Annotated in this window: 24 protein-coding genes; 16 read left to right on the top strand and 8 right to left on the bottom strand. The window is 42.9% G+C overall.

The window, feature by feature from the left end; translation table 11 throughout:
• Positions 1-136: 136 nt before the first annotated feature.
• The gene (locus KHB02_RS16050; RefSeq protein ID WP_213146694.1) at positions 137-814 is read right to left on the bottom strand and encodes an SDR family NAD(P)-dependent oxidoreductase; all 678 of its coding nucleotides are present in this window, start codon (positions 812-814) and stop codon (positions 137-139) included.
• Between the two features lie 86 nt (positions 815-900).
• On the opposite strand from KHB02_RS16050, the gene KHB02_RS16045 reads away from it, so the two are divergent.
• Positions 901-1,224 carry a YfhH family protein gene (locus tag KHB02_RS16045; RefSeq protein ID WP_213146695.1) on the top strand — a complete coding sequence of 108 codons (324 nt, stop codon included), beginning with the start codon at positions 901-903 and terminating at the stop codon, positions 1,222-1,224.
• A 50-nt stretch (positions 1,225-1,274) separates the two neighbouring features.
• Here KHB02_RS16045 and KHB02_RS16040 read toward each other — a convergent pair whose 3' ends face one another.
• Entirely contained in the window at positions 1,275-1,451 is a 177-nt protein-coding gene (locus KHB02_RS16040; protein ID WP_213146696.1) for a small, acid-soluble spore protein K, read from the bottom strand.
• 129 nt (positions 1,452-1,580) lie between these two features.
• On the opposite strand from KHB02_RS16040, the gene KHB02_RS16035 reads away from it, so the two are divergent.
• Complete coding sequence (locus KHB02_RS16035; RefSeq protein WP_213146697.1) at positions 1,581-1,850, top strand: YfhJ family protein; 270 nt, start codon at positions 1,581-1,583, stop codon at positions 1,848-1,850.
• Between the two features lie 39 nt (positions 1,851-1,889).
• Here the strand turns inward: KHB02_RS16035 and KHB02_RS16030 are convergent, their stop codons facing one another.
• Entirely contained in the window at positions 1,890-2,870 is a 981-nt protein-coding gene (locus tag KHB02_RS16030; protein ID WP_213146698.1) for a metal-dependent hydrolase, read from the bottom strand.
• Between the two features lie 124 nt (positions 2,871-2,994).
• Here KHB02_RS16030 and mutY point away from each other — a divergent pair, with 124 nt between their 5' ends.
• Positions 2,995-4,119 carry an A/G-specific adenine glycosylase gene (gene mutY / locus KHB02_RS16025; RefSeq protein WP_213146699.1) on the top strand — a complete coding sequence of 375 codons (1,125 nt, stop codon included), beginning with the start codon at positions 2,995-2,997 and terminating at the stop codon, positions 4,117-4,119.
• A 49-nt stretch (positions 4,120-4,168) separates the two neighbouring features.
• Here the strand turns inward: mutY and KHB02_RS16020 are convergent, their stop codons facing one another.
• The gene (locus tag KHB02_RS16020; RefSeq protein ID WP_213146700.1) at positions 4,169-4,393 is read right to left on the bottom strand and encodes a hypothetical protein; all 225 of its coding nucleotides are present in this window, start codon (positions 4,391-4,393) and stop codon (positions 4,169-4,171) included.
• A 112-nt stretch (positions 4,394-4,505) separates the two neighbouring features.
• Between KHB02_RS16020 and fabL the strand changes: the two genes are divergently transcribed.
• The 5 genes from fabL to KHB02_RS15995 all read left to right on the top strand — a co-directional run bounded on the left by fabL (position 4,506) and on the right by KHB02_RS15995 (position 8,523).
• Positions 4,506-5,255 carry an enoyl-[acyl-carrier-protein] reductase FabL gene (fabL, locus tag KHB02_RS16015; protein WP_213146701.1) on the top strand — a complete coding sequence of 250 codons (750 nt, stop codon included), beginning with the start codon at positions 4,506-4,508 and terminating at the stop codon, positions 5,253-5,255.
• A gap of 72 nt (positions 5,256-5,327) precedes the next feature.
• Positions 5,328-5,543: a gamma-type small acid-soluble spore protein gene (locus tag KHB02_RS16010; RefSeq protein WP_213146702.1), complete on the top strand. Its 216-nt coding sequence runs from the start codon at positions 5,328-5,330 to the stop codon at positions 5,541-5,543.
• A 160-nt stretch (positions 5,544-5,703) separates the two neighbouring features.
• Positions 5,704-5,961, top strand: coding sequence for a YgaB family protein (locus KHB02_RS16005; protein WP_213118025.1), 258 nt, complete (start codon positions 5,704-5,706; stop codon positions 5,959-5,961).
• A gap of 177 nt (positions 5,962-6,138) precedes the next feature.
• Positions 6,139-6,669 carry a nucleoside tri-diphosphate phosphatase gene (ntdP, locus tag KHB02_RS16000; RefSeq protein WP_213118024.1) on the top strand — a complete coding sequence of 177 codons (531 nt, stop codon included), beginning with the start codon at positions 6,139-6,141 and terminating at the stop codon, positions 6,667-6,669.
• Positions 6,670-6,753: 84 nt separating this feature from the next.
• Positions 6,754-8,523 carry an ABC transporter ATP-binding protein gene (locus KHB02_RS15995; protein WP_213146703.1) on the top strand — a complete coding sequence of 590 codons (1,770 nt, stop codon included), beginning with the start codon at positions 6,754-6,756 and terminating at the stop codon, positions 8,521-8,523.
• A 31-nt stretch (positions 8,524-8,554) separates the two neighbouring features.
• Here KHB02_RS15995 and KHB02_RS15990 read toward each other — a convergent pair whose 3' ends face one another.
• From KHB02_RS15990 to KHB02_RS15980, 3 genes are all read right to left on the bottom strand, one after another.
• Positions 8,555-9,634, bottom strand: coding sequence for an FUSC family protein (locus KHB02_RS15990; protein WP_213146704.1), 1,080 nt, complete (start codon positions 9,632-9,634; stop codon positions 8,555-8,557).
• A gap of 179 nt (positions 9,635-9,813) precedes the next feature.
• Positions 9,814-14,286, bottom strand: a complete 4,473-nt coding sequence (locus KHB02_RS15985; protein ID WP_213146779.1) for a glutamate synthase-related protein — start codon at positions 14,284-14,286, stop codon at positions 9,814-9,816.
• Between the two features lie 288 nt (positions 14,287-14,574).
• Complete coding sequence (locus KHB02_RS15980; protein WP_213146705.1) at positions 14,575-15,870, bottom strand: glutamate-1-semialdehyde 2,1-aminomutase; 1,296 nt, start codon at positions 15,868-15,870, stop codon at positions 14,575-14,577.
• 1,016 nt (positions 15,871-16,886) lie between these two features.
• Here KHB02_RS15980 and KHB02_RS15975 point away from each other — a divergent pair.
• The 7 genes from KHB02_RS15975 (at position 16,887) to perR (ending at position 21,837) form a co-directional block, all read left to right on the top strand.
• The gene (locus KHB02_RS15975) at positions 16,887-17,903 is read left to right on the top strand and encodes an ABC transporter ATP-binding protein (RefSeq protein WP_213146706.1); all 1,017 of its coding nucleotides are present in this window, start codon (positions 16,887-16,889) and stop codon (positions 17,901-17,903) included.
• Positions 17,896-18,687, top strand: a complete 792-nt coding sequence (locus KHB02_RS15970) for an ABC transporter permease (RefSeq protein ID WP_213146707.1) — start codon at positions 17,896-17,898, stop codon at positions 18,685-18,687. Before KHB02_RS15975 ends, KHB02_RS15970 begins: the two co-directional genes overlap by 8 nt.
• A gap of 3 nt (positions 18,688-18,690) precedes the next feature.
• The gene (locus KHB02_RS15965) at positions 18,691-19,476 is read left to right on the top strand and encodes an ABC transporter permease (protein ID WP_213146780.1); all 786 of its coding nucleotides are present in this window, start codon (positions 18,691-18,693) and stop codon (positions 19,474-19,476) included.
• Positions 19,477-19,579: 103 nt separating this feature from the next.
• The gene (locus KHB02_RS15960; protein WP_241113897.1) at positions 19,580-19,972 is read left to right on the top strand and encodes an ion channel; all 393 of its coding nucleotides are present in this window, start codon (positions 19,580-19,582) and stop codon (positions 19,970-19,972) included.
• 84 nt (positions 19,973-20,056) lie between these two features.
• Complete coding sequence (bcp, locus tag KHB02_RS15955; RefSeq protein ID WP_213146708.1) at positions 20,057-20,524, top strand: thioredoxin-dependent thiol peroxidase; 468 nt, start codon at positions 20,057-20,059, stop codon at positions 20,522-20,524.
• Positions 20,525-20,745: 221 nt separating this feature from the next.
• Positions 20,746-21,294: a cob(I)yrinic acid a,c-diamide adenosyltransferase gene (locus KHB02_RS15950; protein WP_213146709.1), complete on the top strand. Its 549-nt coding sequence runs from the start codon at positions 20,746-20,748 to the stop codon at positions 21,292-21,294.
• A 105-nt stretch (positions 21,295-21,399) separates the two neighbouring features.
• Positions 21,400-21,837, top strand: coding sequence for a peroxide-responsive transcriptional repressor PerR (gene perR / locus KHB02_RS15945; RefSeq protein ID WP_213146710.1), 438 nt, complete (start codon positions 21,400-21,402; stop codon positions 21,835-21,837).
• 73 nt (positions 21,838-21,910) lie between these two features.
• Here perR and KHB02_RS15940 read toward each other — a convergent pair whose 3' ends face one another.
• Positions 21,911-22,264, bottom strand: coding sequence for a YgzB family protein (locus KHB02_RS15940; protein ID WP_338088298.1), 354 nt, complete (start codon positions 22,262-22,264; stop codon positions 21,911-21,913).
• 147 nt (positions 22,265-22,411) lie between these two features.
• Between KHB02_RS15940 and KHB02_RS15935 the strand changes: the two genes are divergently transcribed.
• Entirely contained in the window at positions 22,412-23,287 is an 876-nt protein-coding gene (locus KHB02_RS15935; RefSeq protein WP_213146712.1) for a nucleotidyltransferase-like protein, read from the top strand.
• Positions 23,288-23,549: the final 262 nt, after the last annotated feature.

The following is a 23,549-nucleotide window of genomic DNA, read 5'->3' as shown; positions in this document are numbered from 1 at the left end:
CTTCATCAAGCAAATGAAGACCAGACTGCCTCAGATACTCCTCAAAAAAGTCCTTCATCGAACCAATGAAGGACAAATCGCACCCAGAAGCCTTCAAACTGTCCTTCATGGAGTCCATAGCACTAAATAATAACCGTCATCCTTTATTGCTCTCAATAACAATCGTATCTTGCTCCATCTGCTCGATAATGATCTCCGCCACTTCCCGAGCCGATCGCAAACGCGACGGGTCTTTCACATGGTCGCTGTCCGTCCAAAACGGTGTGTCCATGCCGCCCATATAGACAGCGTTTATTTTAATGCCCTGCCCTTCAAATTCCTTCTGCAGGCTTTCCGTAAACCCGCGCACCGCGAATTTACTGGCGCAATAAACGGATTCGTTTACTTTTCCGCGCAGGCCGGCAGTGGAGATTATATTCATAATCCGGCCTTCGCCGCGTCCAAGCAAAAAAGGTAGAACGGCTTTCGTCATAAGAATGGTTCCCAACACATTGGTATCTAACATCTCCACAATCTGAGCATCATCCATTTCCACGAAAGGCCCAAAATGGCCGACCCCGGCATTATTCACCAAGCCGTACACATCATACCTGCCAGACAATTCTTTTACCTTTAAAAAAACATCCTCACGATTCCTAATATCCACGACCATAACATCGGCTTTCCCGCCGCCATCCGCAAGTTCATTCCTCACAGCAGACAATTTTTCAGCAGTCCGGCCGGCCACCACCACATGATACCCTTTCTGGGAAAAAAGCAGCGCTAATTCCTTTCCTAATCCGGATCCAGCCCCGGTAATAATAATTGTTTTCATATCGTCATATCCTTCCGTAGTTTTGCCTTTATTAATTTTACAAAAATCACTATACTAAAATAAAGAGGAACGGGGAGGAATTATCGATGCAGCAGGAGAAACGGTATAGTGACATGACCGAGCAGGAATTAAGACAGGAAATTTCCAAGCTTCAAGAGAAAGCCCGCAAAGCGGAACAAATGGGAATGGTCAGTGAATTTGCCGTCTTGGAAAGAAAGGTGCTTATGGCAAAGGCGTACATAATGGACCCTAGTACCTTTAAGCCTGGTGAAATTTACGAAATTGAGGGTGCACCTGGAGAGTATTTCAAAATTGATTATATGAACGGCGTTTTTGCCTGGGGCTATCGTACGAAAGGGGACGGAACCCAAGAGGCGCTGCCGATTTCTTTATTGAAATGGCTGAAATAATATAAAAACAAACCAGAGAACCCAAGAGGTCTCTGGCTCGTTTTTAAAACTTACTGCCAAACTTGAGGCGATTCATCATCACGCTCGCCAGAGGCTCTCATACGCTCCTGTGGATGCGTGTTAATGGTGCCGTCTGCTCTTTTAGAAGCATATTCGGCTTTCGCCCGTGGCTCTCCTTCGAACTTATTGTTATTTTGATTTGGAAAGCTGCGCTGTTTATTTCTCATGCTGTACCTCCAATTAAAGGGAATGAGAAAACATGAAAAGCATAGGACAGCCTAATGCTGACCACGCACTATTATTATTTACTTAATTTTTTTGCTTATGTGATAAGAAATTGCCAATGGGGTGGATAGATGAACGACTATCATGAAAAACTGACCAAGCTATTATTAAACAAAAACGACCATCTTTCTTATAACGAAGCCCGGACATGGGTGGAGCTTTTATGGGACGATTTTGAAACGACATTTGCCAGGGCCGGCCAGGAGTATATGGGGAGCGAAATGACAGAGAGAGTTGTCAAACAGTGGATTGAAAATTATGGAGACAAACTGCATGATTTCACGACAACCAATCCTAAATATGAAATATATTTAGCTCACGCAAAAAATATATTGCATTAAAAAAAGCGGGTGATTAAAATATCCCCCGCTTTTTCTATGTTATCCTGGAATAATCCCCAATTTTTTTCGCAGTTTTTTCTCGCTGAAAACCCAGCCAGTGTAGGAGCTGATTGGCTTTAAATCGCAGTCAAGCTGGACAACAGCGACGAACGGATAATGGCCGTTACTCCGGTAGCGGAGGTCAATGAAGCGCACCTCGTAATAGTTGTCATATTCGTCTACCTCCCAGCGATAAACCGGAGAGAAGGAAAGGAACGCTGATATGTTATGATCTTTTTTGGCTGCTTCAATGACAGGTGTTTTTGGCACAGGAATTCGTCTAAAACGGTCAAGAATTTCGACCTTCCCGTCAATCGACCTTGCCACAAAAAAGATATTTTCGTTCATGGCGGCAATCCGCCATTGATGGAACCTCATCGTCGGGGCGATGATAATTTCAGTGGCATCAGGGATTAAAGCCCTGACTCCGACAAGAACACGCTTTTTAGCCTGGTACCTTCTGAAATAATAACCGATGATGATGACATACATGACTAAAAAGGTATATCCAGGAGGTGCTCCGAGTACCCAAGCGATGATCCCAATAACATGCATGGTAAAAATAAACGGATCAAACGTATTAATGACACCAAGTGCAACCCATTTAGCCGAAAAAGGCCTTAGTGCCTGCGTTCCATAGGCGTTAAAAATATCAACAAAGACATGGATAAAAACCGCAGCAAACGTCCACGCCCAGAGGTGCAGCAGGTTGGCATTAGGGAAAAAGAAATAAATCACCCCAGTAATGAGAAGCGGCCATAATAGGACGGCAGGAACAGAGTGGGTAATTCCCCGGTGATTTCGTATATAAATGGCGTTATTTCTAAGCTTTAAGACTGTATCAATATCCGGTATTTGTGAACCGGCAATCGTTCCAATTAAAACACTGGCAGCAGTGGCATGGCTGGCGGATACGGCCGGGTCAAGCGTGGCCAGCCCCCCGAGCGCGATGCCCATTACAACATGAGTTCCAGTATCCAAAGGTAAAAAATCCCCCTTCAAATTATCTTGTCAAAACGCCCAATTTGGCATATCGTTAAAAAAGAATTGTTAATATTATATTCCCCCTTTTTAGAGTTGTTTACAAGCAAAAAGGAGTAAGTTTATGACGACTGAGCTAAAAAATATCGAAAAAATCAATATAAATGATTTTCAACATGATTTAATTACCTGGTTTAAGGAAGAGCAGCGTGACTTGCCATGGCGGAAGGACCGTGATCCGTATAAAGTTTGGGTTTCCGAAATCATGCTGCAGCAGACAAGAGTCGACACGGTTATCCCGTACTTTAATCGTTTTATCGATTGGTTTCCGACCATAGATGACTTGGCGGAAGCTGATGAGGACAAGGTCCTTAAAGCTTGGGAGGGACTCGGCTATTATTCGCGGGTCCGAAATTTGCAATCCGCCGTTCGAGAAGTGAAAGAAAAATATAATGGCGAAGTGCCGAACACCCCTGAAGAAATATCTACGCTTAAAGGGGTTGGTCCGTATACGGCAGGGGCCATCTTAAGTATTGCCTACGGTATTCCGGAACCAGCTGTAGATGGCAATGTGATGAGGGTGTTTTCGAGGATTTTAAATATATGGGAGGATATCGCGAAACCATCTTCACGGAAAGTTTTTGAACACGCTGTCCGGGAATTGATTTCGCATGAGGATCCTTCAGCCTTTAATCAAGCTTTAATGGAGCTTGGGGCGCTAGTTTGTACGCCGACTTCGCCATCCTGTCTGCTTTGTCCAGTCCGTGAACACTGCCAAGCGTTTGAGGAAGGGGTTCAAGCGGAACTGCCAATCAAAACAAAAAAGAATAAAACCCGCGATGTGCAGCTTTCAGCCGTACTGCTTACAGATGAAGAAGGAAGAATCCTAATTCATAAACGGCCATCGGATGGATTGCTGGCTAATTTATGGGAATTTCCGAACGTCGAAATTCAGCACCCGCTACACCATGAGCGCGAAAAGATTTCCGAGCTTTTCGAGCAAGAACTTAAAATCCATTTGAAGTTAGAAAAAATCATAGGGCAACTTGAGCATGTTTTTTCTCATCTTGTCTGGAATATCAAAATTTATAATGGAGAATTACAATCCAACATACCGGAAGGAAGCGATTGGAAACTCGTCACCGTAGATGAAATAAAGGACTACGCCTTCCCAGTCCCTTATCAAAAAATGTTCAAAATCTATCTCGAATATTCAAATAGGCCTGACCCCAATGCAGCTAAAGCTTAACACAGTCATGCAGCTCTGGGGCTAGGCCCTTTTTTTGAGCATAAATCGGTTAATCGTATGTGGTCTTGGTGCCGTTTGTGTAATTTGCTTCAGTTCTGTCGAAGCCGCCTCGGTTTTCAATTTCTTCAATAATCTGTCTGTGAATAGATTGCCCCTCACTGTTCAAATAGGGAGTAATCTGCTGCAAGGCATGATGAAAAAAGGCAAGTTCGCTATCCTTCCAATTATTTTTTGCCATCATTGAGAGTTCGGTCATATCTCGTCCTACATACATTTGGCTACATCCTTTCAAAAGGGTTTCTTGCCTTAGTTTTGTATATTAATTGTCATCTATTCATGGAAAAGCTAAAATGAAACCAATTGAATAAAAGATAGGAGACAGAAAGATGACACAAAAAGTAGCATTAGTAACAGGCAGCAGCCGTGGAATTGGCAGAGCAGCCGCCATCCGGTTAGCGGAGGCAGGATATGATATTGTAATCAATTATGCGCGCAGCAAAAAGGGCGCCTTAGAAACTGCGGAGCAGGTGGAAGCATTAGGCAGGAAAGCGTTCATTATCAAAGCCAATGTCGGCGATGTCAGTAAAATAAAAGAAATGTTCAAGCAAATTGACGAGGAATTTGGCCGCTTAGATATATTTGTAAACAACGCCGCATCCGGTGTTCAGCGGCCAGCGATGGAGCTGGAGGAATCACATTGGGATTGGACACTAAACATCAACAGTAAAGCCTTGTTATTTTGCGCACAGGAAGCGGCAAAACTGATGGAAAGAAACGGTGGCGGAAAAATTGTCAGCATCAGCTCATTAGGATCAATTCGCTATTTGGAAAATTACACAGCCGTTGGGGTATCAAAAGCGGCGCTAGAAGCACTCACTAGATATTTAGCAGTGGAACTTGCACCGAAAAATATTATTGTGAATGCCGTTTCTGGAGGAGCTGTTGATACGGATGCCCTTAAATCTTTTCCAAATCGCGAAGAACTCCTAGAAGAGGCAAGACAAAAAACGCCTGCCGGAAAAATGGTCGAAGTGGATGATATGGTGAATTGCATTATGTTCCTGCTTTCAAACGACTCCAACATGATTCGCGGACAGACAATTATCGTTGATGGAGGCATTTCGCTTCTGGTTTAAATTTATTTTTCAAAAATTTAAGGATAATCTCCACGAGGCTGGGTAAATTAAAATTCGTGGAGGTGATAACAAATGGCTAACTACAATCAACAACCAAACAAAACTTCTGCTGGAACTAACATCCAGGAAGTAAGACAACAAAACGCTCAGTCTGCTGGTGCAGGTGCAGCTGGCCAATTCGGAACTGAATTTGGCTCTGAAACAAATGCACAAGAAGTAAGACAGCAAAACCAACAATCAGAAGCTCATAAAAACCAAGGTACATCTGGTCAATTTGGCCAAAGCTAATAAAATTACTTACGTGAAGGCACTCTCATTCGGAAGAGTGCCTTCTTTTTTTCTGCAGAAATTCGACAAAACCTCCCTTTACTTTACATAAGTAGTCAAAGGAAAAAATATCTGCCATAAAGAATTATTAGTAAGGACAATTATTAAGGCGGTGAGGGAAATGGATCATTTTAATCGATTAGTTTCCGAGCAAATGGCAACAATGGAAAAGTTGCTTTTTCTTCAGGCAGAACTTGAGCGTTGCCAGCAGATTGAAGCGGAATTGCAGGCATTGCAAAATGAAACTGATTTAGAAAGTATCCAAGCCGATATTCAACAAATGAAAAAGGAATTAAAAGAAATTCAGGCGATGTTTGAAAAACAGACTGAAGAAGTGATCAATTCCTACCGGGAAATGAATTTAACACAAACCATTTAGAGGAAAAAATAATCCGCAAAATTTACAAAGAACCATAGAAATATGGTTCTTTTGTTTTAAATTCCGGCTTCAACCGTTATAATAATAGAAAAAGGAATTTACTTTGTTGCCTTTTGTCGGTTTATTTGAATAGCAGGTCAGGTTAGCAAAGGTTCGGAAATGAAGGTAGGGGAGAAAATGGGCGTACCCATCGAAGGTGAACCAGTACAAATACATAGCTATAAACACAATGGGCACATCCATCGCGTCTGGGAAGAAACAACGATTTTAAAAGGGTCGCAGAATTTAGTGATTGGCGCAAATGATCGGACACTTGTCACGGAGTCGGATGGCAGAACGTGGATTACACGGGAACCGGCCATTTGTTATTTTCATTCCCAATATTGGTTTAATGTGATTGGCATGATTCGGGAAGACGGTATTTATTATTATTGCAATATAAGCTCACCCTTCATCTTTGACGGAGAGGCGTTAAAATATATTGATTATGATCTTGATATTAAGGTGTATCCTGACATGACTTTTAATCTTCTTGACGAGGATGAATACGAACGTCACCGCCGGGAAATGAATTATCCCGATGTCATTGACCAAATTTTAAAACGGAATGTAGATAAGCTGATTCAATGGATTAGGCAGCGAAGCGGCCCATTCGCACCAGATTTTATTGATATTTGGTATGAACGTTATTTAACATACAGACGTTAATTGGTGTGTAGGTAACAAACGCCTGTTGATGAGCATCAACAGGTTTTTATATGTCTTCATTTTAACAAGAAGGGGGAAACTGGTTTGGAGAGCATCCGCAGATACCTTCAATTTGTCAAACCATACCGCTGGCAAATCATCGCCACGATTTTCATCGGTATTATTAAATTTTCCATTCCTCTCATCATTCCCATTTTAATTCAGTATGTGATCGATGATATCATTGGCAATCATGCCTTATCCACCGATGGAAAAATTCATAAATTAATGCTCATCATGGGCGTCATGCTGCTCGTTTTTGTGATCCTGAGGCCGCCGATTGAGTATTATCGCCAGTATTATGCGCAATGGACATCAAACAAGGTCTTATATGATATCCGCAATAAAATGTATAAACATATTCAAAAATTAAGCTTTAAATATTATGCCAATACCCGGGCAGGAGAAATCATTTCGCGGGTCATCAATGATGTTGAGCAGACAAAAACATTTGTTGTGACCGGATTGATGAACCTCTGGCTTGATGTTGCCACCATCGTTATTGCCATTATTCTCATGTTTTCCATGAATGTAAAGCTGACGCTTGTGTCTATTTTGTTGTTCCCGCTTTATGCGTTTTCGATTAGGTACTTTTTCGGGAATCTGCGCAATCTCACGAGAAGACGGTCACAAGCCCTTGCTGAGGTGCAAAGCTATCTCCACGAGCGGGTGCAGGGTATGCCGGTAATTAAGAGCTTTGCGATTGAGGAATATGAACAAACCCAATTTGATAAGCAGAATAAGAACTTTTTGGAAAAAGCACTCCAACACACGAGCTGGAATGCGAAATCATTTTCGGCAGTCAATACGATTACCGATATTGCTCCGTTAATTGTGATTGGCTACTCCGCTTATTTGGTAATTCACCATCAGCTTTCCCTAGGGACAATGGTGGCGTTTTTCGCCTATATTGATAAGCTGTACAGTCCGTTAAGAAGATTGGTGAACTCGTCCACGACGATTACCCAGTCGTTTGCCTCAATGGACCGGGTTTTTGAATTTTTGGATGAAAAATATGATGTGGTGGATGCCCCGGATGCGGTGGAATGCGGGCAGGTAACGGGGAATATCAACTTTGAAAATGTTTCCTTCGCTTATAACGAAAACGAAGAGCCGGTATTAAAAAATATAAACCTTCAAGTGAAAAAAGGAGAAACGATCGCGCTTGTCGGGATGAGCGGCGGGGGGAAATCCACGCTGGTAAGTTTGATTCCACGCTTTTACGATGTCACCAACGGCCGGATTACGCTTGATGGGGTAGATATCCGCCAATTTAGGGTTCAATCGTTACGGGATAAAATTGGAGTCGTGTTCCAAGACAATATTTTATTCAGCGAGTCGGTTAAGGATAATATTTTACTGGGTAAGCCGGAATCTACCGAAGAAGAAGTGTTTGCGGCGGCAAAAGCAGCCAATGCCCACGAGTTTATCCAACATCTGGCGGAAGGCTATGATACGAAGGTGGGGGAAAGAGGCGTTAAGCTGTCCGGCGGGCAAAAGCAGCGGGTCGCCATCGCCCGTGTCTTTTTGAAAAATCCGCCGATTTTAATCTTGGATGAGGCTACATCAGCACTCGATTTGGAAAGTGAACACTACATTCAAGAGGCGCTGGAGGAACTGGCGAAGGACCGGACGACCTTTATTGTTGCGCACCGATTATCGACCATCACTCACGCAGACAGAATTATTCTAATTGAACATGGCCAGATTGTGGAATCAGGTACGCACGATGAGTTAATGGCTAAGCAGGGGAACTATTATAAACTATTTCAAGTCCAGCAGCTGGACAATAAAAATGAACAAACATCCATTTAAAAAAAACCGAAGCGTCATGGCTTCGGTTTTTCTATTGGTTGCTTTCTTCTTCAATGGATATTTCGTTATGGTGGAAAGAATGAAAGCTGGTGATTAACACATCGAGATGCTCCACCTGCTCGCTGTAATCAATAATCGAGGCGACAATTTGCATGGTATGGTAGAGATGCTGATTATCATCATCAGCTGCAAACTCTTTTTGATGAACTAGAAATAAGTCAAAGAGCAGCTTTTTATCTGTGCTGACTTTTTCTACGGGTGAAGCAGTTGTAATAGGAATTTTTCCAATGAACTGCAGCATAATCTGTTCATGCTGGTAAATGAGGCTGTCAAGCTGCTCCTGGATGGCTTCCTTAAATGGTTCCGGCAGCAGCAATAGTTCATTTTCAAAGCGATGAATTCTTTTTAAGGTGTCAAGACCTTTTCTGGCGGCTATGGTCATTTGCCGGTAAACCACGAGTTTTCTTGATTTTTCTAAAAGGTTCTTTTTAAAATAGCTTCGTTCTTCTTTATACATCGTATAAAATTGTTCAATGCTTTTGATGTTTTCCTTCAGCTTGCCAATATCCGTTTTCAGCAATTGATGGTCGTAATCGTGGCGAATGCTCAAGCGAATCCATCTGATGATTTCCTCGGTTGTGCTGCCAATTTTTAAATAAAGCTTATTTTCATATTTGGGCGGCATAAACACCAGGTTGACGATAAAGGCCGAAAATACCCCAATCATGATCGTGGAGAAGCGGATTGCGGCAAAGGTGATAAAATCACTTCCCGGTGCCTCCATAATCGAAATAAGCGTAACGAGCGATAACCCAATCGTATTTTCCAATTTAAATTTAAGGTTAAGCGTGATGACAATAATCGCTGCCAGTCCAATGACGATCGTATGATTTCCTAACAGAAGAACAAAGACGACCGCAAGGATGGCGCCAATGATGTTCCCTTGAACTTGTTCAATAATCGTTAAATAAGAGCGGTAAATGGTCGGTTGGATGGCAAAAATCGCGGCAATGGCTGCAAAGACAGGAGAGGGTGAATGCAGCAAATAGGCCAAGTATAGAGACAAGACAATCGCAATTCCCGTTTTTAAAATGCGGGCACCTAACTTCATTTGATAATAGATTCCTTTCAAAGATACATAATTTCTTAATAGTTTGCTCGAGAGCTAAACAATTAAGTACTATACAGGGATTAAACTATTTAATCAAGAGAAATTATATGACATTATTTTTAAAAGTTGCTTAAAAAAAAGCATCCGCAATAATACGCGAATGCTTTTTTGAAAATTTATTATTCTGTAGATACGGATGGATCAGCCTGCTCTTTAACAGGAGTAATTTGCACGAAGTGCTCCTCTGGGCTTGCCAGCAAGCTTTGAAGCTGTTCGGCTTCTTCCGTTTGGCCGTTCTCGGCTAACAGGGCTGTATATTTGCCTAAGAGCTCATTAATGTCCTGTTTGCCTTTTTCGGTTAAATTGACGACAGATACTTTGGCGCCTTTGGCAACGCGTCTCTGTACAGCTTCCTTGGTTAATCCCAATTCAGGCTGCTGGCGGACATAGATGACACCGCCGGTCATACCTGCGCAAATCCATGGACCTGGGTCCCCAAGAACAAGACCGCGTCCGTTTGTCATATATTCAAACGCAAATCCTTTGATATTAGCGTTGGAACCGATATTGCCGTTTTCTTTTCCAGGCAACGGCTTTTTCAGCTGTCCGCCGATTATAAGATCGGCACCAGAGAGGCGGATTCCGGCACGGGCATCAGCATTGCCCTGGGCAACAAGGAGACCCTTTTGGGCACCGTAGCCGAAGCCTTTACCAACAGAACCGTTGACGTATTGGCCGTTTTTGCCTTTTGATTTCAGAACATGAATGTTACCGCCAAAGGAGGTCTTACCAACGCCGTCCTGACCGCCGCCGTTAACGGTGATTTCAATTCCTTCACTGTTGTATGCGCCTAGTCCGTTACCAGGGATGGAGCCTTCTTTGTACTTAAGCTGGACAGGCGGAAGCTGCTTGTAAGAGCCATCCAATCTGCCGCGGACACGGTGGCAGGAAACTCGGCTTCCCAATACCCGCTGTTCAGATGTGACGCTGACGAATTCCCTTGAAGAGTGAAGCTGATCCACACTTGCATCAAGGTACTCAGCGCCAGCTGCCACTTGCATTTGCGCTTCGGAAACAGACTTAGAAGCTTCAATTTTAGCAAACTGGCTGATTTCTAATGGCTTTAATAGGTAAGAAAGGTTCAACTGATTTTGGCCTTTCACTTGCTCTAATAGTTCGGAACGACCGACTGCATCTTGCAGATTGCGGATTCCAAGGCTTGCTGCAAGTGCTTTTAATTCAGTACCAAATGCAGTGAATAGATTCATAATTCCTTGTACAGCTAAATCAAATTGACGCGGTACGAAGCGGCGAAGACCGTGGTCTTTTGCCTGTGCTTCCGTTTCAATCTGAGTGGCAATACCAACGTGGCAAGTGTCTAAATGACAGCCGCGGCAGGTCGTACAACCGATCGACAGCATTGCTAATGTACCAAAGCCAACACGGTTGGCACCAAGAAGCATGATTTTCATAACGTCCATTACACTCTTCATGCCGCCGTCAGCCCATAATTCCACCTTGTGGCGCAGGCCGCTTTCAAGTAATGCATTGTGAGCCGCTTTTACGCCAATTTCAACAGGCAGGCCGACGTGCTGCAGGGCGTGGATTCTGGCTGCCCCTGTACCGCCATCAAAACCGCTTAGAGTAATAATATCTGCGCCAGCTTTAGCGATACCGACTGCGATTGTTCCGATGTTTGGAACGACCGGAACCTTAACGGCAATCTTTGCCTGGTCGTTTGCTGTTTTTAGCTCCTGAATCATTTGTGCCAAGTCTTCAATCGAATAAATATCATGGTTATTGGACGGTGAAATTAAGTCAGAACCAAGTGTAGCATTACGTGCTGCCGCAACCTTGGCCGTCACCTTAGAACCAGGCAAGTGTCCGCCTTCACCAGGCTTTGCACCTTGACCGATTTTGATTTCTAATAGATTAGAAGAGTTTAAAAGTTCGGCGTTAACCCCAAATCGTCCGGAAGCAATCTGCTGGCCGCGTGTTCTTGGGTATTTGCCAAGCATATCCTTGATCTCGCCGCCTTCACCGTTCAAGCTCACCATGTTCAAGCGGTCAGCCCCTTCAGCATAAGCTCTGAAGGCAATTTCGTTTTGCGAACCGAAGGACATAGAGGAAATCAAAAACGGCAGATCATGATCACCGACACGAAGATCAACATCGTTAGGCGATACCTGATTTAGGCCTTGCTTTAATTGAACTAAATGACGGATTGTAACCGGATTTGCTGCTTCCTGTTCGGAGATTTTATCGCGATATGCGCTGTAATCACCAGTGGAGGCAACTTCGCCAATCGCTTTCCAAATCCGTGGGAAGAGGCTGAACGTTTTTCCGACTCTTTCCTTATCATTCTGATAATCTTCTGCTCTTTTTAAAGCATCCTGTTTCATTGCTTCAAAATTATTTTCAATTTCATCGGAGCCGAAGAAGTTCACAATGTTTAATACATTGGCAATCGACTCGTGCAGACCGATACTGGAGAACAGGCGTCCATAGCCGCGCAGTTCATGGATACCAATCGTTGAAATGACTTTTTCTATACCTTTCGTTAATGCACTGTAAAGGTTCGTTAACGGCGTTGTTGATTCATTCTGAACCGTTAAGAACATGTAGTATGGGCTGATTAAATCTGCACCTAAGCCAAAAACAGTAATAATGTCATGAAGCGAACGAATCGCAGCAGAGCGAAGCAATAATGAACAATCTCTTCTTAATTCTGCTTTCACTAAAGCTTGATCAATCGCCGATGTGACGAGATGCGGGTCAAGCCAATAAGAATTCTCTTGATGGGCTTTTGCATCGTCAAGGACAAGCAGCGACTTACCAGCCTGAACAGCCTGAACAGCTTCGTTTGCAAGTCTTTTAATGGCAGCATCAACCGTTTCATCCGTTTGGAAGGTAGTTGAAATATAAGCGATCAGCTTTTGCTCTTGGAAATGCTGGACAAGCTGATCAAAAGTCGGCTGTCCTAAGCTTTCTGCACATGCGAAGCCCGCTTTTCCTTCTAAGAGGAGCGGTGTTGTCAATTCAATGACTGATTCTGCTTTTTCGGCAGCTGCAAATAATGTTGGGCGCTTGCCAATAATGACACGGGTGGAGAAATGCTCTGTTTCCCGGTCGCGGTCAATCGCTGGGTTTGTGACAACTGCTACGCTTTCTTTAATATAATCGGCAATGTTGACACGCTCTGGATTTAAGGCTGCAAGCGGTGAGTCGTGGCCAAGTGAACGAATCGGCTCGACGCCTTTTTCGGCCATTTGCTCGATTAATTGAATATGCTCGCGTTCCCAGCCAAATGATTTGTATTGCCCGTTATGAATTTTATCTGGATAATTCATGGTTACGGTTTTGCCAAGTGCTGGCGGCTGCAGACGCAGTCTTGCTCCGTGGAGGTTAACCCGTTTTGAAAAACGGTTATAAACGACATTTTGGTATTGGCTTTGTTCAAAAACTTCAAGCTGGTTTTCGTTCCACTTAAAGCCAACCTTTTCACCAGGTGCTAATGGCTTCGGATCGTTTACGTATTCGCTTGAAGGAATGATTCCTGGTTCAGACGAGAATAGGTAGGAAGTTTCCGTTTCAAGCATCCACAGCGGGCGGAGTCCAAGTGCATCGACACTGAACACGGCCTCATCGCCATATCTGGAAATAATGCCGGCAGGCCCTTGGGCAAAATGTCCCCAAGCTTCACGCATATAAGTATATAAATCTTGTAAATGCTCTGGATAAGCTTTGATTTCATTAATAATCGGCGGGAATAATAAATCCATTACTTCAAATAAGGAGTAGCCATCACGACAGATTAATGTTTCCATCGTTCTGCTTAAATCCTGGGAATCACTTCCGTCTTTTACAAGTGGTACACCAATCATTCTTGCCTCATCACGAAGCTTGGAAATGGTATTGATTTCACCATTGTGACCAAGCACGCTGAAAGGCTGTACCCGGAAAAAGCTGGAGAGAGTGTTTGTAGAATAACGGTTGTGGCCAAGTGTCATGGTGGAAGCCACAAGTGGGTTTGCTAAGTCTTGGTAATAGCGCGGCAGAATGTCACCTGCGCCCATTACTTTGTAAACAACATGGTTTTGGCTGAAAGACGCTACGTGAACAAGTTCATTTTTTTCAAAATCAACCAATGCTTCGAACAGGACCTTGTTTAATTCCTGGCCGTTCTTGTTTGATAGGATGGCAAATTGCCAGAAAATCGGGTTTTCCTGAATGGCAATTGGACCTAATGCTGATGGATTGGTGACCTCAGTTGTTTCAAAGATTAGCTCCAATTCATATTTTACTAGTTTGTCTGCTAATTCTTGCTTAACCTCAGCCCAATTTGCTTTCCTGCTGATAAAAACATGACCTACAGCAAAGCCCTCTTTTTCCGTGAGTGCCGGGTCCAGGTCTGCCTGAAGCAGCTTTTCCTTCCAAAGGTCCCTTGGGATATCTGTATGGATTCCAACGCCATCTCCCTCACCGTTAATAAAGCCTGCGCGGTGGTTCATGGTCACTAGAGCGTCTATACAAGCAAAAATGTTATTCCTTGTTGGGGTCTGTGCTTTTTCAAGGCAAGCGACTATTCCACAAGCATCGTGTTCATGTTTATGAAAATCTTTAAATTGAGATGGCGTCCATCTTTGTGTCATTTTGTCGGGCTTCTTCAGAATTCCTAAAGGAAGCCGCTTCACCTCCTGATAATTGATAACTTGAAAAATTGCAGGAAAAAAGTTAAGAGAAAAAAGGAAAAATAATAAACATATCGTATCATACGAATTTTCAGAAATCAAATAATTATTCAAAAGTTTGGATATCAATTTGGCATGATTCTAATCGAAAATATAGATGAAAAGCCTTACATGAAAACGTTTACAATTCGTTTTTCTAAATAAAAAGAGAGCCTGTATAGCTCCCTTTCGTGCATGAAATATGCATATTTATTCTTGTTTTAGTGAAGAAAATGCATTCCTGACCGCATGTAGAGTTGCTTCCACATCTTCCTCAGTATGGGCGATTGTGAGGAACCAAGCTTCATATTTGGATGGAGCGAGGTTGATTCCTTGATGCAGCATCAGTTTAAAGAACTTCGCAAACATCTCACCGTCCGTTTTTTCCGCCTGCTCATAATTTTCAATTTTCTCATCAGTGAAATAGACGGTTAAGGCACCCTTTAAGCGGTTGATGGTAATTTGGATATTGTGTTCCTTAGCAGCCTCAAGAATACCTTCTTCCAGCATCGCGCCAAGGCGATCTAAGTATTCATAAAGGCCCTCTTGTTTTAACACTTCTAAGCAGGCGATTCCCGATAGGATCGAGGCAGGGTTGCCGGCCATTGTTCCAGCCTGGTAGGCAGGGCCTAGAGGGGCGACTGTTTCCATGATTTCCTTCCGTCCGCCATAGGCCCCAATTGGCAGTCCGCCGCCAATGATTTTCCCCATTGCGGTAAGGTCAGGCTTGACGTTGAGGAGGTCTTGGGCCCCGCCGTACATGAACCGGAAGGCTGTAATGACTTCATCGTAGATTACTAGCGCACCAGCCGCGTGGGTAAGTTCATTTACCTGTTCTAGGAAACCAGGGTTTGGTTCGACGATTCCGAAGTTGCCGACAATTGGTTCAACGAGAACAGCGGCAATTTGATCGCCCCATTTTTCTAGTGCTTCTTTGTACGGTTCAATATCATTGAATGGGACAGTAATAACTTCTTGGGCGATCGACTTCGGTACGCCTGCTGAATCCGGAGTACCTAAGGTTGACGGTCCAGAACCGGCGGCGACAAGAACAAGGTCAGAGTGACCATGATAGCAGCCGGCAAATTTGATGATTTTGTCACGGCCTGTGTACGCACGGGCTACACGGATTGTCGTCATGACCGCTTCTGTTCCAGAGTTGACAAAGCGGACCTTGTCTAATGAAGGAATAGCTTCCTTTAGCATTTTGGCGAATTTTACTTCATGCGGCGTCGGAGTTCCGTATAGGACGCCGGTTTCTGCCGCACGCTTGATGGCTTCGGTTATATGGGGGTGGGCATGACCGGTAATGATCGGTCCGTAGGCGGCAAGGTAATCGATGTACTGGTTGCCGTCAACATCCCAAAAATAAGCGCCCTGAGCGCGTTCCATCACAACCGGTGCGCCGCCGCCGACTGCCTTATAGGAACGGGATGGGCTGTTGACCCCGCCGACAATATGTTCGAGAGCTTCATTATGTATTCGTTCTGAATTGGTAAAATGCACTTGGGTTTCCTCCTTTTTTATTAACATTCCTATTCTAGCATGTTTTTTGTGATTTACTATTTTGACATTTTTGGGGTGGGGCGGGGGTGAAGGACATTGTGGGTTGGGGATGATATGATTTTGGTCTTCATAGGGTCGATGAAGGACATTATGGGGTGGGTATGATGTGATTTTGTCCTTCATAAGGTCGATGAAGGACATTATGGGTCGGGGATGAGTTGGATTTGGTCTTCATGAAGCTGATGAAGGACATTATGGGTCAGGGCTGATATGATTTTGGTCTTCATAAGGTCGATGAAGGACATTATGGGTTGGGTGTGAGTTGGATTTGGTTTTCATGAGGCTGATGAAGGACATTATGGGTCAGGGCTGATATGATTTTGGTCTTCATAGGGTCGATGAAGGATATTATGGGGTGGGGATGAGTTGGATTTGGTCTTCATGAGGCTGATGAAGGACATAATGAGATTGAGGTGGGACGGTTTTGTCCAATAGAAAGCCTCTAAAGGACATTTTGCTCCAACACCAAGTCGGAAATGTCCAATAGACCGCTCCTAAAAGACATTTTGCTCCAACACCAAGTCGGAATTGTCCAATAGCCCGCCTCTAAAAGACATTTTGCTCCAACGCCAAGCCGGAATTGTCCAATAAACCGTTTCTAAAGGACATTTTGCTCCATCGCCAAGTCGGATTTGTCCAATAGAAATCCTCTAAAGGACATTTTGCTCCGAGGTCAAGCCAGAATTGTCCAATAAACCGCTTCTAAAGGACATTTTGCTCCAAAGCCAAGCCAGAATTGTCCAATAAGAGCACCTCTAAAAGACATTTCCCCTGTCTTAAATCAAGAACTGTCTAATAGGAATCAACTTGCACCCAATTTACAAGAACAGCACCCCACTTCCAGCCTCAATCCTTCTCCAAAAATATAAAAAGCAAGATAGTTGTACCTCCGCCCCCAATTGGCTAAACTAAAACATTAGGGTAAGCCACAAGCCACATCAGGAGGTGCCATATAAATGAAAAACGCTATAGAAGTAAACAGCTTAAGAAAAGAATTCAAAGCCTATTCCAGCCGTTCCGGCTTAGCGGGCGCATTCCGCGACCTTTTTACACGAAATTATAAAATTGCACGCGCCGTCAACGATATCAGTTTTAACGTCAAGCAAGGGGAAATGGTTGGCTATATCGGCGAAAACGGGGCCGGTAAATCAACAACCATCAAAATGTTAACAGGTATTTTAACCCCATCCGGCGGGCAAATCAAAGTGAACGGCATGAATCCCCATAAGGAGCGGGAAAAATTTGTCCAAACCATCGGTGTCGTGTTTGGCCAGCGTTCCCAATTATGGTGGGACATCGCCGTCCAGGAATCATTCCGGCTCCTCAAAAAGGTATATAAGGTAACTGATGAACAATATGACGACCATATGAACCATGTCATCAAAACACTTGATATCGAGCCGCTTCTCGACAAACCAGTCAGAAAACTATCGCTCGGACAACGAATGCGCTGCGAGCTGGCCGCGGCACTCATCCACAATCCGCCACTTCTTTTTCTGGATGAACCGACGATCGGCCTCGATGTCCTAGTAAAACTAAAAATCCGTGAATTTTTAAAAGAAATCAATGAAAAATACAATACAACCATTCTCTTAACAACGCACGACCTCTCAGACATAGAGGCATTATGCGAACGCGTCATTATGCTTGATGAAGGAAATATCATCTATGATGGGGCTTTGAAAAATTTAAAAGACGCATTAGGAGATGGCAAAGAGCTGCAATTTCAGTTCCTTGAAAAAGTCGATCTGCCAGCCGTAAAAAAACTAACTGCCGCTCTTCCTGTCAAATGGGAGCACGACGAAAAGGAACAAATCTTTACCGCCAACATGCAAAACAACGACGAACTCATCTCACAGCTGATTGCCAAAATCGTCGCTGCTTTTAAAATAAAGGACATTAAAATCAACGAAACATCCACGGAAGAAATCATCCGCAATATTTACGAAAAGGGTGCGGTGGAAGTTGGATAAATATTTAGAAATGATTCGCATCCGTTTTTTAATGATGCTCGCCTACCGAACAAATTATTATACGGGCATCCTCATTTATGGCATCAACATCGGCGCCTATTATTTTCTGTGGACAGCGATCTACAGCGGCAAGGAGGAAATCCAGGGTCTATCCATTACACAAATGACAACCTATGTGGCGATTTCCTGGATGGCGCGGGCCTTTTATTTCAACAACCTGGACCGGGAAATGGCGATGGAAATCATGGAAGGGAAGGTGGCCGTTGAACTGATCCGTCCCTACAACTACCTCGGCATGAAAACCATGCAGGGACTGGGGGAAGGGATTTTTCGGTTATTTTTCTTCTCGCTGCCGGGTCTCATTATTGTTTATTTCGTATTTCCGATCCAAATCACATTAAAGCCAGGCGTATGGGGATTATTCGCCATCTCCATTCTACTAAGCTTTTTCATTAACACCCAGTTAAATCTGTTAACCGGAATTACGACTTTCTTCTTATATAATAATTCAGGCCTAATCCGTGCTAAGCGGGTTGTCATTGACCTGTTTTCTGGGCTGCTTTTGCCGATGAGCTTTTTCCCGGGCTGGGCGCAGGGAATTATGAAATTCCTGCCGTTTCAGGGAATCAGCTATATACCAAGCATGATCTATACAGAGGGATTCACGCACCAGCAGGCCATTCAAGCCATCGGCCAGCAATTTATTTGGGTTATCATCCTCCTCATTCCCATCCAAATTCTTTGGGTTATTGCGAAAAAACAGCTGGTCATTCAAGGAGGGTAAATGGTGTTTTACGTAACGATGTTTTTTCAATACATGTCGCAATATATGAAAACTAGATTGCAATATCGGTCTGACCTGTTTGTAGAGTTTTTCTCGGACCTGATGTCCCAGGCCATCAATCTCGTCTTTATTCTGGTCGTCTTTGGCCACACCCAGCTGCTCGGCGGCTGGAGCCGTGATGAAATTATTTTTATATATGGATTTTTCTTAGTACCTTACGCGGTCTTTTCGGCCTTCTTTAATATCTGGGATTTCAACGAGCGTTATATTGTAAGGGGAGAGCTTGACCGTATCCTAACTAGGCCGATTCATAGTCTTTTTCAGATTATCCTCGAGCGGCTGGAACTGGAAGCTTTATTAGGGGCGGTCACTGGCTTGGCTGTCATGTTTTATGCGGGTAGCCGGTTAAACCTGCAGGTGGATTGGTTTGATCCGATTCTCTTTATTATTTTTGTCATCGGCGGCGCGCTTGTTTACGGCGGCATCTTTGTGATGCTCGCCTGCGTCAGCTTTTGGGCGGATGCGAAAACCTCGCTCATGCCGATGATGTACAACATCAGCAACTACGGCCGCTATCCGGTCAATATCTATAATACGGTGATCCGCTTCGTGCTCACTTGGATTTTGCCGTTTGCTTTCGTTGGCGTCTATCCCGCTGCTTTTTTTCTTGAAAAACAAGAATGGTATATCTATTCGTTTTTAACACCTGCAATCGGCATCATCTTTTTTGCGCTCTCCGTATTCCTCTGGAATCAGGGGGTCAAAAAATACCGCGGCGCCGGCAATTAAAAATTAATTAAAACCGTGCTACAATCGGCACGGTTTTTTTGATATTTTATTGGCCAAGCCCACATACAATGAACTAATCTGTACAAATATTAGAGGTGGTCTTGTGATTTATTTCTTGCTGCCGATTGTGATTTTTTGCATCTTCATGAGTATTCGAACCTTGTTTATTCCCAACACGATTAAGGGCAAGTTGGTGTCCTTTGACAATTTCTTTTATTTAGGAACATGCTATTTAACTGTCATCTTCGGATTTGGGCTGATTTATTTAATTTTTGAATTAGCGGGAATGAAGGTCTTGGCGGAAATAAATAATGCCGAACACCGGAACATTTTTGAAACGAGCTTTTATTTTAGCGCGATGATGCTGTTCTCAGTTGGCAATGGAGATGTGATCCCTCAGGGAATCGGAAGACTGGTTGCCGTCATTGAAGCATTAATAGGCTATACGCTCCCAGCGGCCTTCGTGGCCAAGGTCATGTTTGATCGGGAAAAATAAATCCCCAGGTGCACGAAAGTTGTATTGTTGTATCACTTTGGTTAGGCTATAAATAGGAATATTTTTCAAAGTGGAGTGATTAAAATGACAGTAGAAATTGGTAAACAAGCACCTGATTTTACACTAGAAGCACAAACTGGCGAGAAGGTTACTTTGTCAGAGTTAAAAGGAAAATATGTTGTGCTTTATTTTTATCCAAAGGATATGACGCCGGGATGCACGACTGAAGCGTGTGATTTCCGTGATCAACATGAGCAGTTTGCCGACTTAAATGCCGTTATTTTAGGCGTCAGCCCAGATCCGGTAGACCGCCATCAAAAATTCGTTGAGAAATACGGTCTGCCATTCCTGCTCCTTGCCGATACCGATCATCAAGTGGCGGAGGATTACGGTGTTTGGAAGCTAAAGAAAAACTTCGGGAAAGAATACATGGGCATTGAACGGTCGACTTTTATCATTGATAAAGAGGGCAATATTGCGAAGGAATGGAGAAAAGTTCAGGTGAAAGGGCATGTCGAAGAAGCCTTAACCTATATCAGGGAAAACCAATAATAGACTGCCTATTTTCTCAAGAAAAGGCTTTTGTCCAATGCAAAAGTGCTTCATGTGAATATCATTTTATTAGGGCATACCTCCTCAGATAAAACTTATTGGGTCCATTCGGACCCCTTTTTTATGCCTTCTTTCTTTTCTAATAAATGACCTAGGTGATATGATGAAGAAAAGATTTATAGACATGGAAGCTAAAATTTACCAATAGGGGGTATTGAAAAATGAAAATTTATACGAAAACAGGGGATAAAGGAACAACTTCACTTATTTACGGTCAAAGGGTAGCAAAGAACGACCTTCGCGTCGAGGCCTACGGAACCTGTGATGAAACGAATTCGATGATTGGACTGGCATTAAGCTATTTAACTAAGGAAAATTTTCAAGGGAAAGAAATAATTGAAAAAGCATATCATAAAATACAAACAAACCTATTTCATGTCGGTGCTGAGCTCGCGACTCCGAAAGGGAAGGAAGTAAAGTGGTCATTAGCTTTAGTGGATATTGAAGAACTGGAAAAACAAATTGACGAATGGGATTCAAGCCTGCCGGCGTTGACGAATTTCATTTTACCTGGGGGACATCCTGCAGGTGCAGCCTTCCATGTGGCCAGGACCATTGCAAGAAGAGCAGAAAGATGTGCCGTCGGCTTAGGGGAGGATGTCAATCCGCTTGTGCTGGCGTATTTAAACCGTCTTTCTGACTTGTTGTTTGTCACGGCAAGATTTGTCAACCACCAGTTAGGAGCTTCTGAACAAACATTACATAGCTAATGAACTTCGGTGTTTGCAGTATTACAATATTGACAAAAGTACAAATTACCTAGTAAACTAATTATAACAATTACAATGTAAGAATATCTTTTTGAAAAGAGGTGCATGGCGATGAATCAATTAAAAGAAGCGTTGGATACCTTAAAGGATACTGGGGTGCGTATTACTCCGCAACGTCATGCGATACTTGAATATTTAATAAGCTCGATGTCACATCCTACTGCAGATGAAATCTATAAAGCGTTAGAGGGCAAATTCCCGAATATGAGTGTGGCAACGGTTTACAATAATTTACGAGTATTTCGTGAAGTAGGCCTTGTAAAGGAATTGACCTATGGAGATGCATCTGCCCGCTTTGATTTTGTTACCACCCATCACTATCATGTAATCTGTGAGGAATGCGGGAAAATTGTTGATTTCCACTATCCTGGCTTGGATGAAGTGGAGCACTTGGCAACACATGTCACTGGTTTTAAAGTGGCGAATCACCGCATGGAAATTTACGGCACTTGTCCGGATTGCTCTACTAAAGAAGTTCACTAATGTAAAGCCGATTCTAATCTGGAGTCGGCTGTTTGTTTATAAAAAAAGGGATGACCGATTGCTGGTCATCCCTTTATTTCATTTTATTTTTATTATAAGTTTCATCAAATTCCTTGCCTTCCAGGGCTTTATCCATAGTCAAAGGTTCGCGGCAGTGCATGCACATATCTACCCTGCCAAGCATTTTAGTGGGTTTGCCGCAGCTGGGACATTTGACAGAAATGGTTTTGGTTGACAGCATGCCAATCCAGAAATAAACAACCGTGCTCGCGATAATAAAAAGCAGACCAAAAATCATAAAGATGGTCATAATAAGTGGTGAAGTACGAAAATAAATACCACCATACATAACGATAAAACCAACAAAGATCAACGACAATGCGAATGTTCTAATTTTATTTATTTTACTCGAATATTTTGCCATGATTCTCCCTCCTAGACAAACTATACCACAATTCTCCATTGAGAAAAAAGGATACATGGAAGAATGTCGAATTTTGTCTTAAATTTTAGAAGGATATTTCTTCTTCCTGTCGAACATATATTGCTAGCTAGAAAAATGGAGGTATAGAAGATGGAAGACATTCTTCGGCCCATTTATCAAGAAAGGGCAAGCCAATTAAATACACTGGGGATTTTATTGGTAGAAAAGAAACAACGGTCAAGTCAAACGACGGATTCGTTTGATGCGATTCTTTTAATGATTGTGAAAGAAGCAGATCAGCCTGTATATACAAAACATTATTCGTATGATGACAAAAAAGCTGCCATGCATATTATCACTGAGCCGCAGCTGCAAGAATGGATTTTGTTAGGCAGCAACCGAAAGGTTTTTGAATGGCTTCATCATTCCAAAATTTTATTTGACCGCAATGAATATGTAGCCAATCTAAAAAAGGAACTAGAAGAATTTCCGTTCCATGGCCGAAAAATAAAAATGGGATTGGAGTTTGCGAAGTTAATCCGCCGCTATGTGGATGGGAAAGCGCTGTTTGAAAATAAACAGTATTTAGATGCCTATAATTATGTCGTTCACTCCCTGCATCATCTGGCGAGATTAGCGATTATTGAAAATGGCCTTCATCCTGAACTGACGGTTTGGCAGCAGGTGAAGCAAATTGAACCGGAAATTTATAAATTATATGTTGAGTTGGTTGTGAGTGAGGAAACATTGGAACAAAGGCTCGAGCTTTTATTCCTTGCCAGTGAATTCTTGATTCACTCCAGAACTAACATTGGTTCCTCCCACTTAATAGACGTTTTAAGTAAAAAAGAGCATTGGATGTTTAGCGAAATCATGAGTGAGCCGGAATTGATGCCGTATTCCGTTGATATGTCAGTCCTGCTTGAATACTTAATTGAAAAACATTTATTAGAAATCGTTAATGTTGAGACAAAGGGACAGGGTGTTTTTCACCGCTGTTACCGCGTTAGTCAAAAACTATCGTAAAAAAACAAAAAAAGCTATTGACCTTTTCGTGAATACTTGATATATTAATAACCGTCGCTGCGAAACATTTTCAAAAAGTTTTCCGCAGTGGACGGTTTGAAAAAAGGTGTTGACATTAACAAACACCATGTGTTATATTGATAAAGTCGCTTTTGAGCGGCGAGCAAGATAGTTCGGCGAGCAAGATAGTTCTTTGAAAACTAAACAAACAAAAACGTCAACAAACAATAATATTCGTTTCATTTGAAACGAAGCCAACGTA

It is taken from the genome of Neobacillus citreus, assembly GCF_018343545.2.
In the GTDB taxonomy this organism is placed as follows: domain Bacteria; phylum Bacillota; class Bacilli; order Bacillales; family Cytobacillaceae; genus Neobacillus; species Neobacillus citreus.
This window is presented reverse-complemented; position numbering and strand designations above follow the sequence as displayed.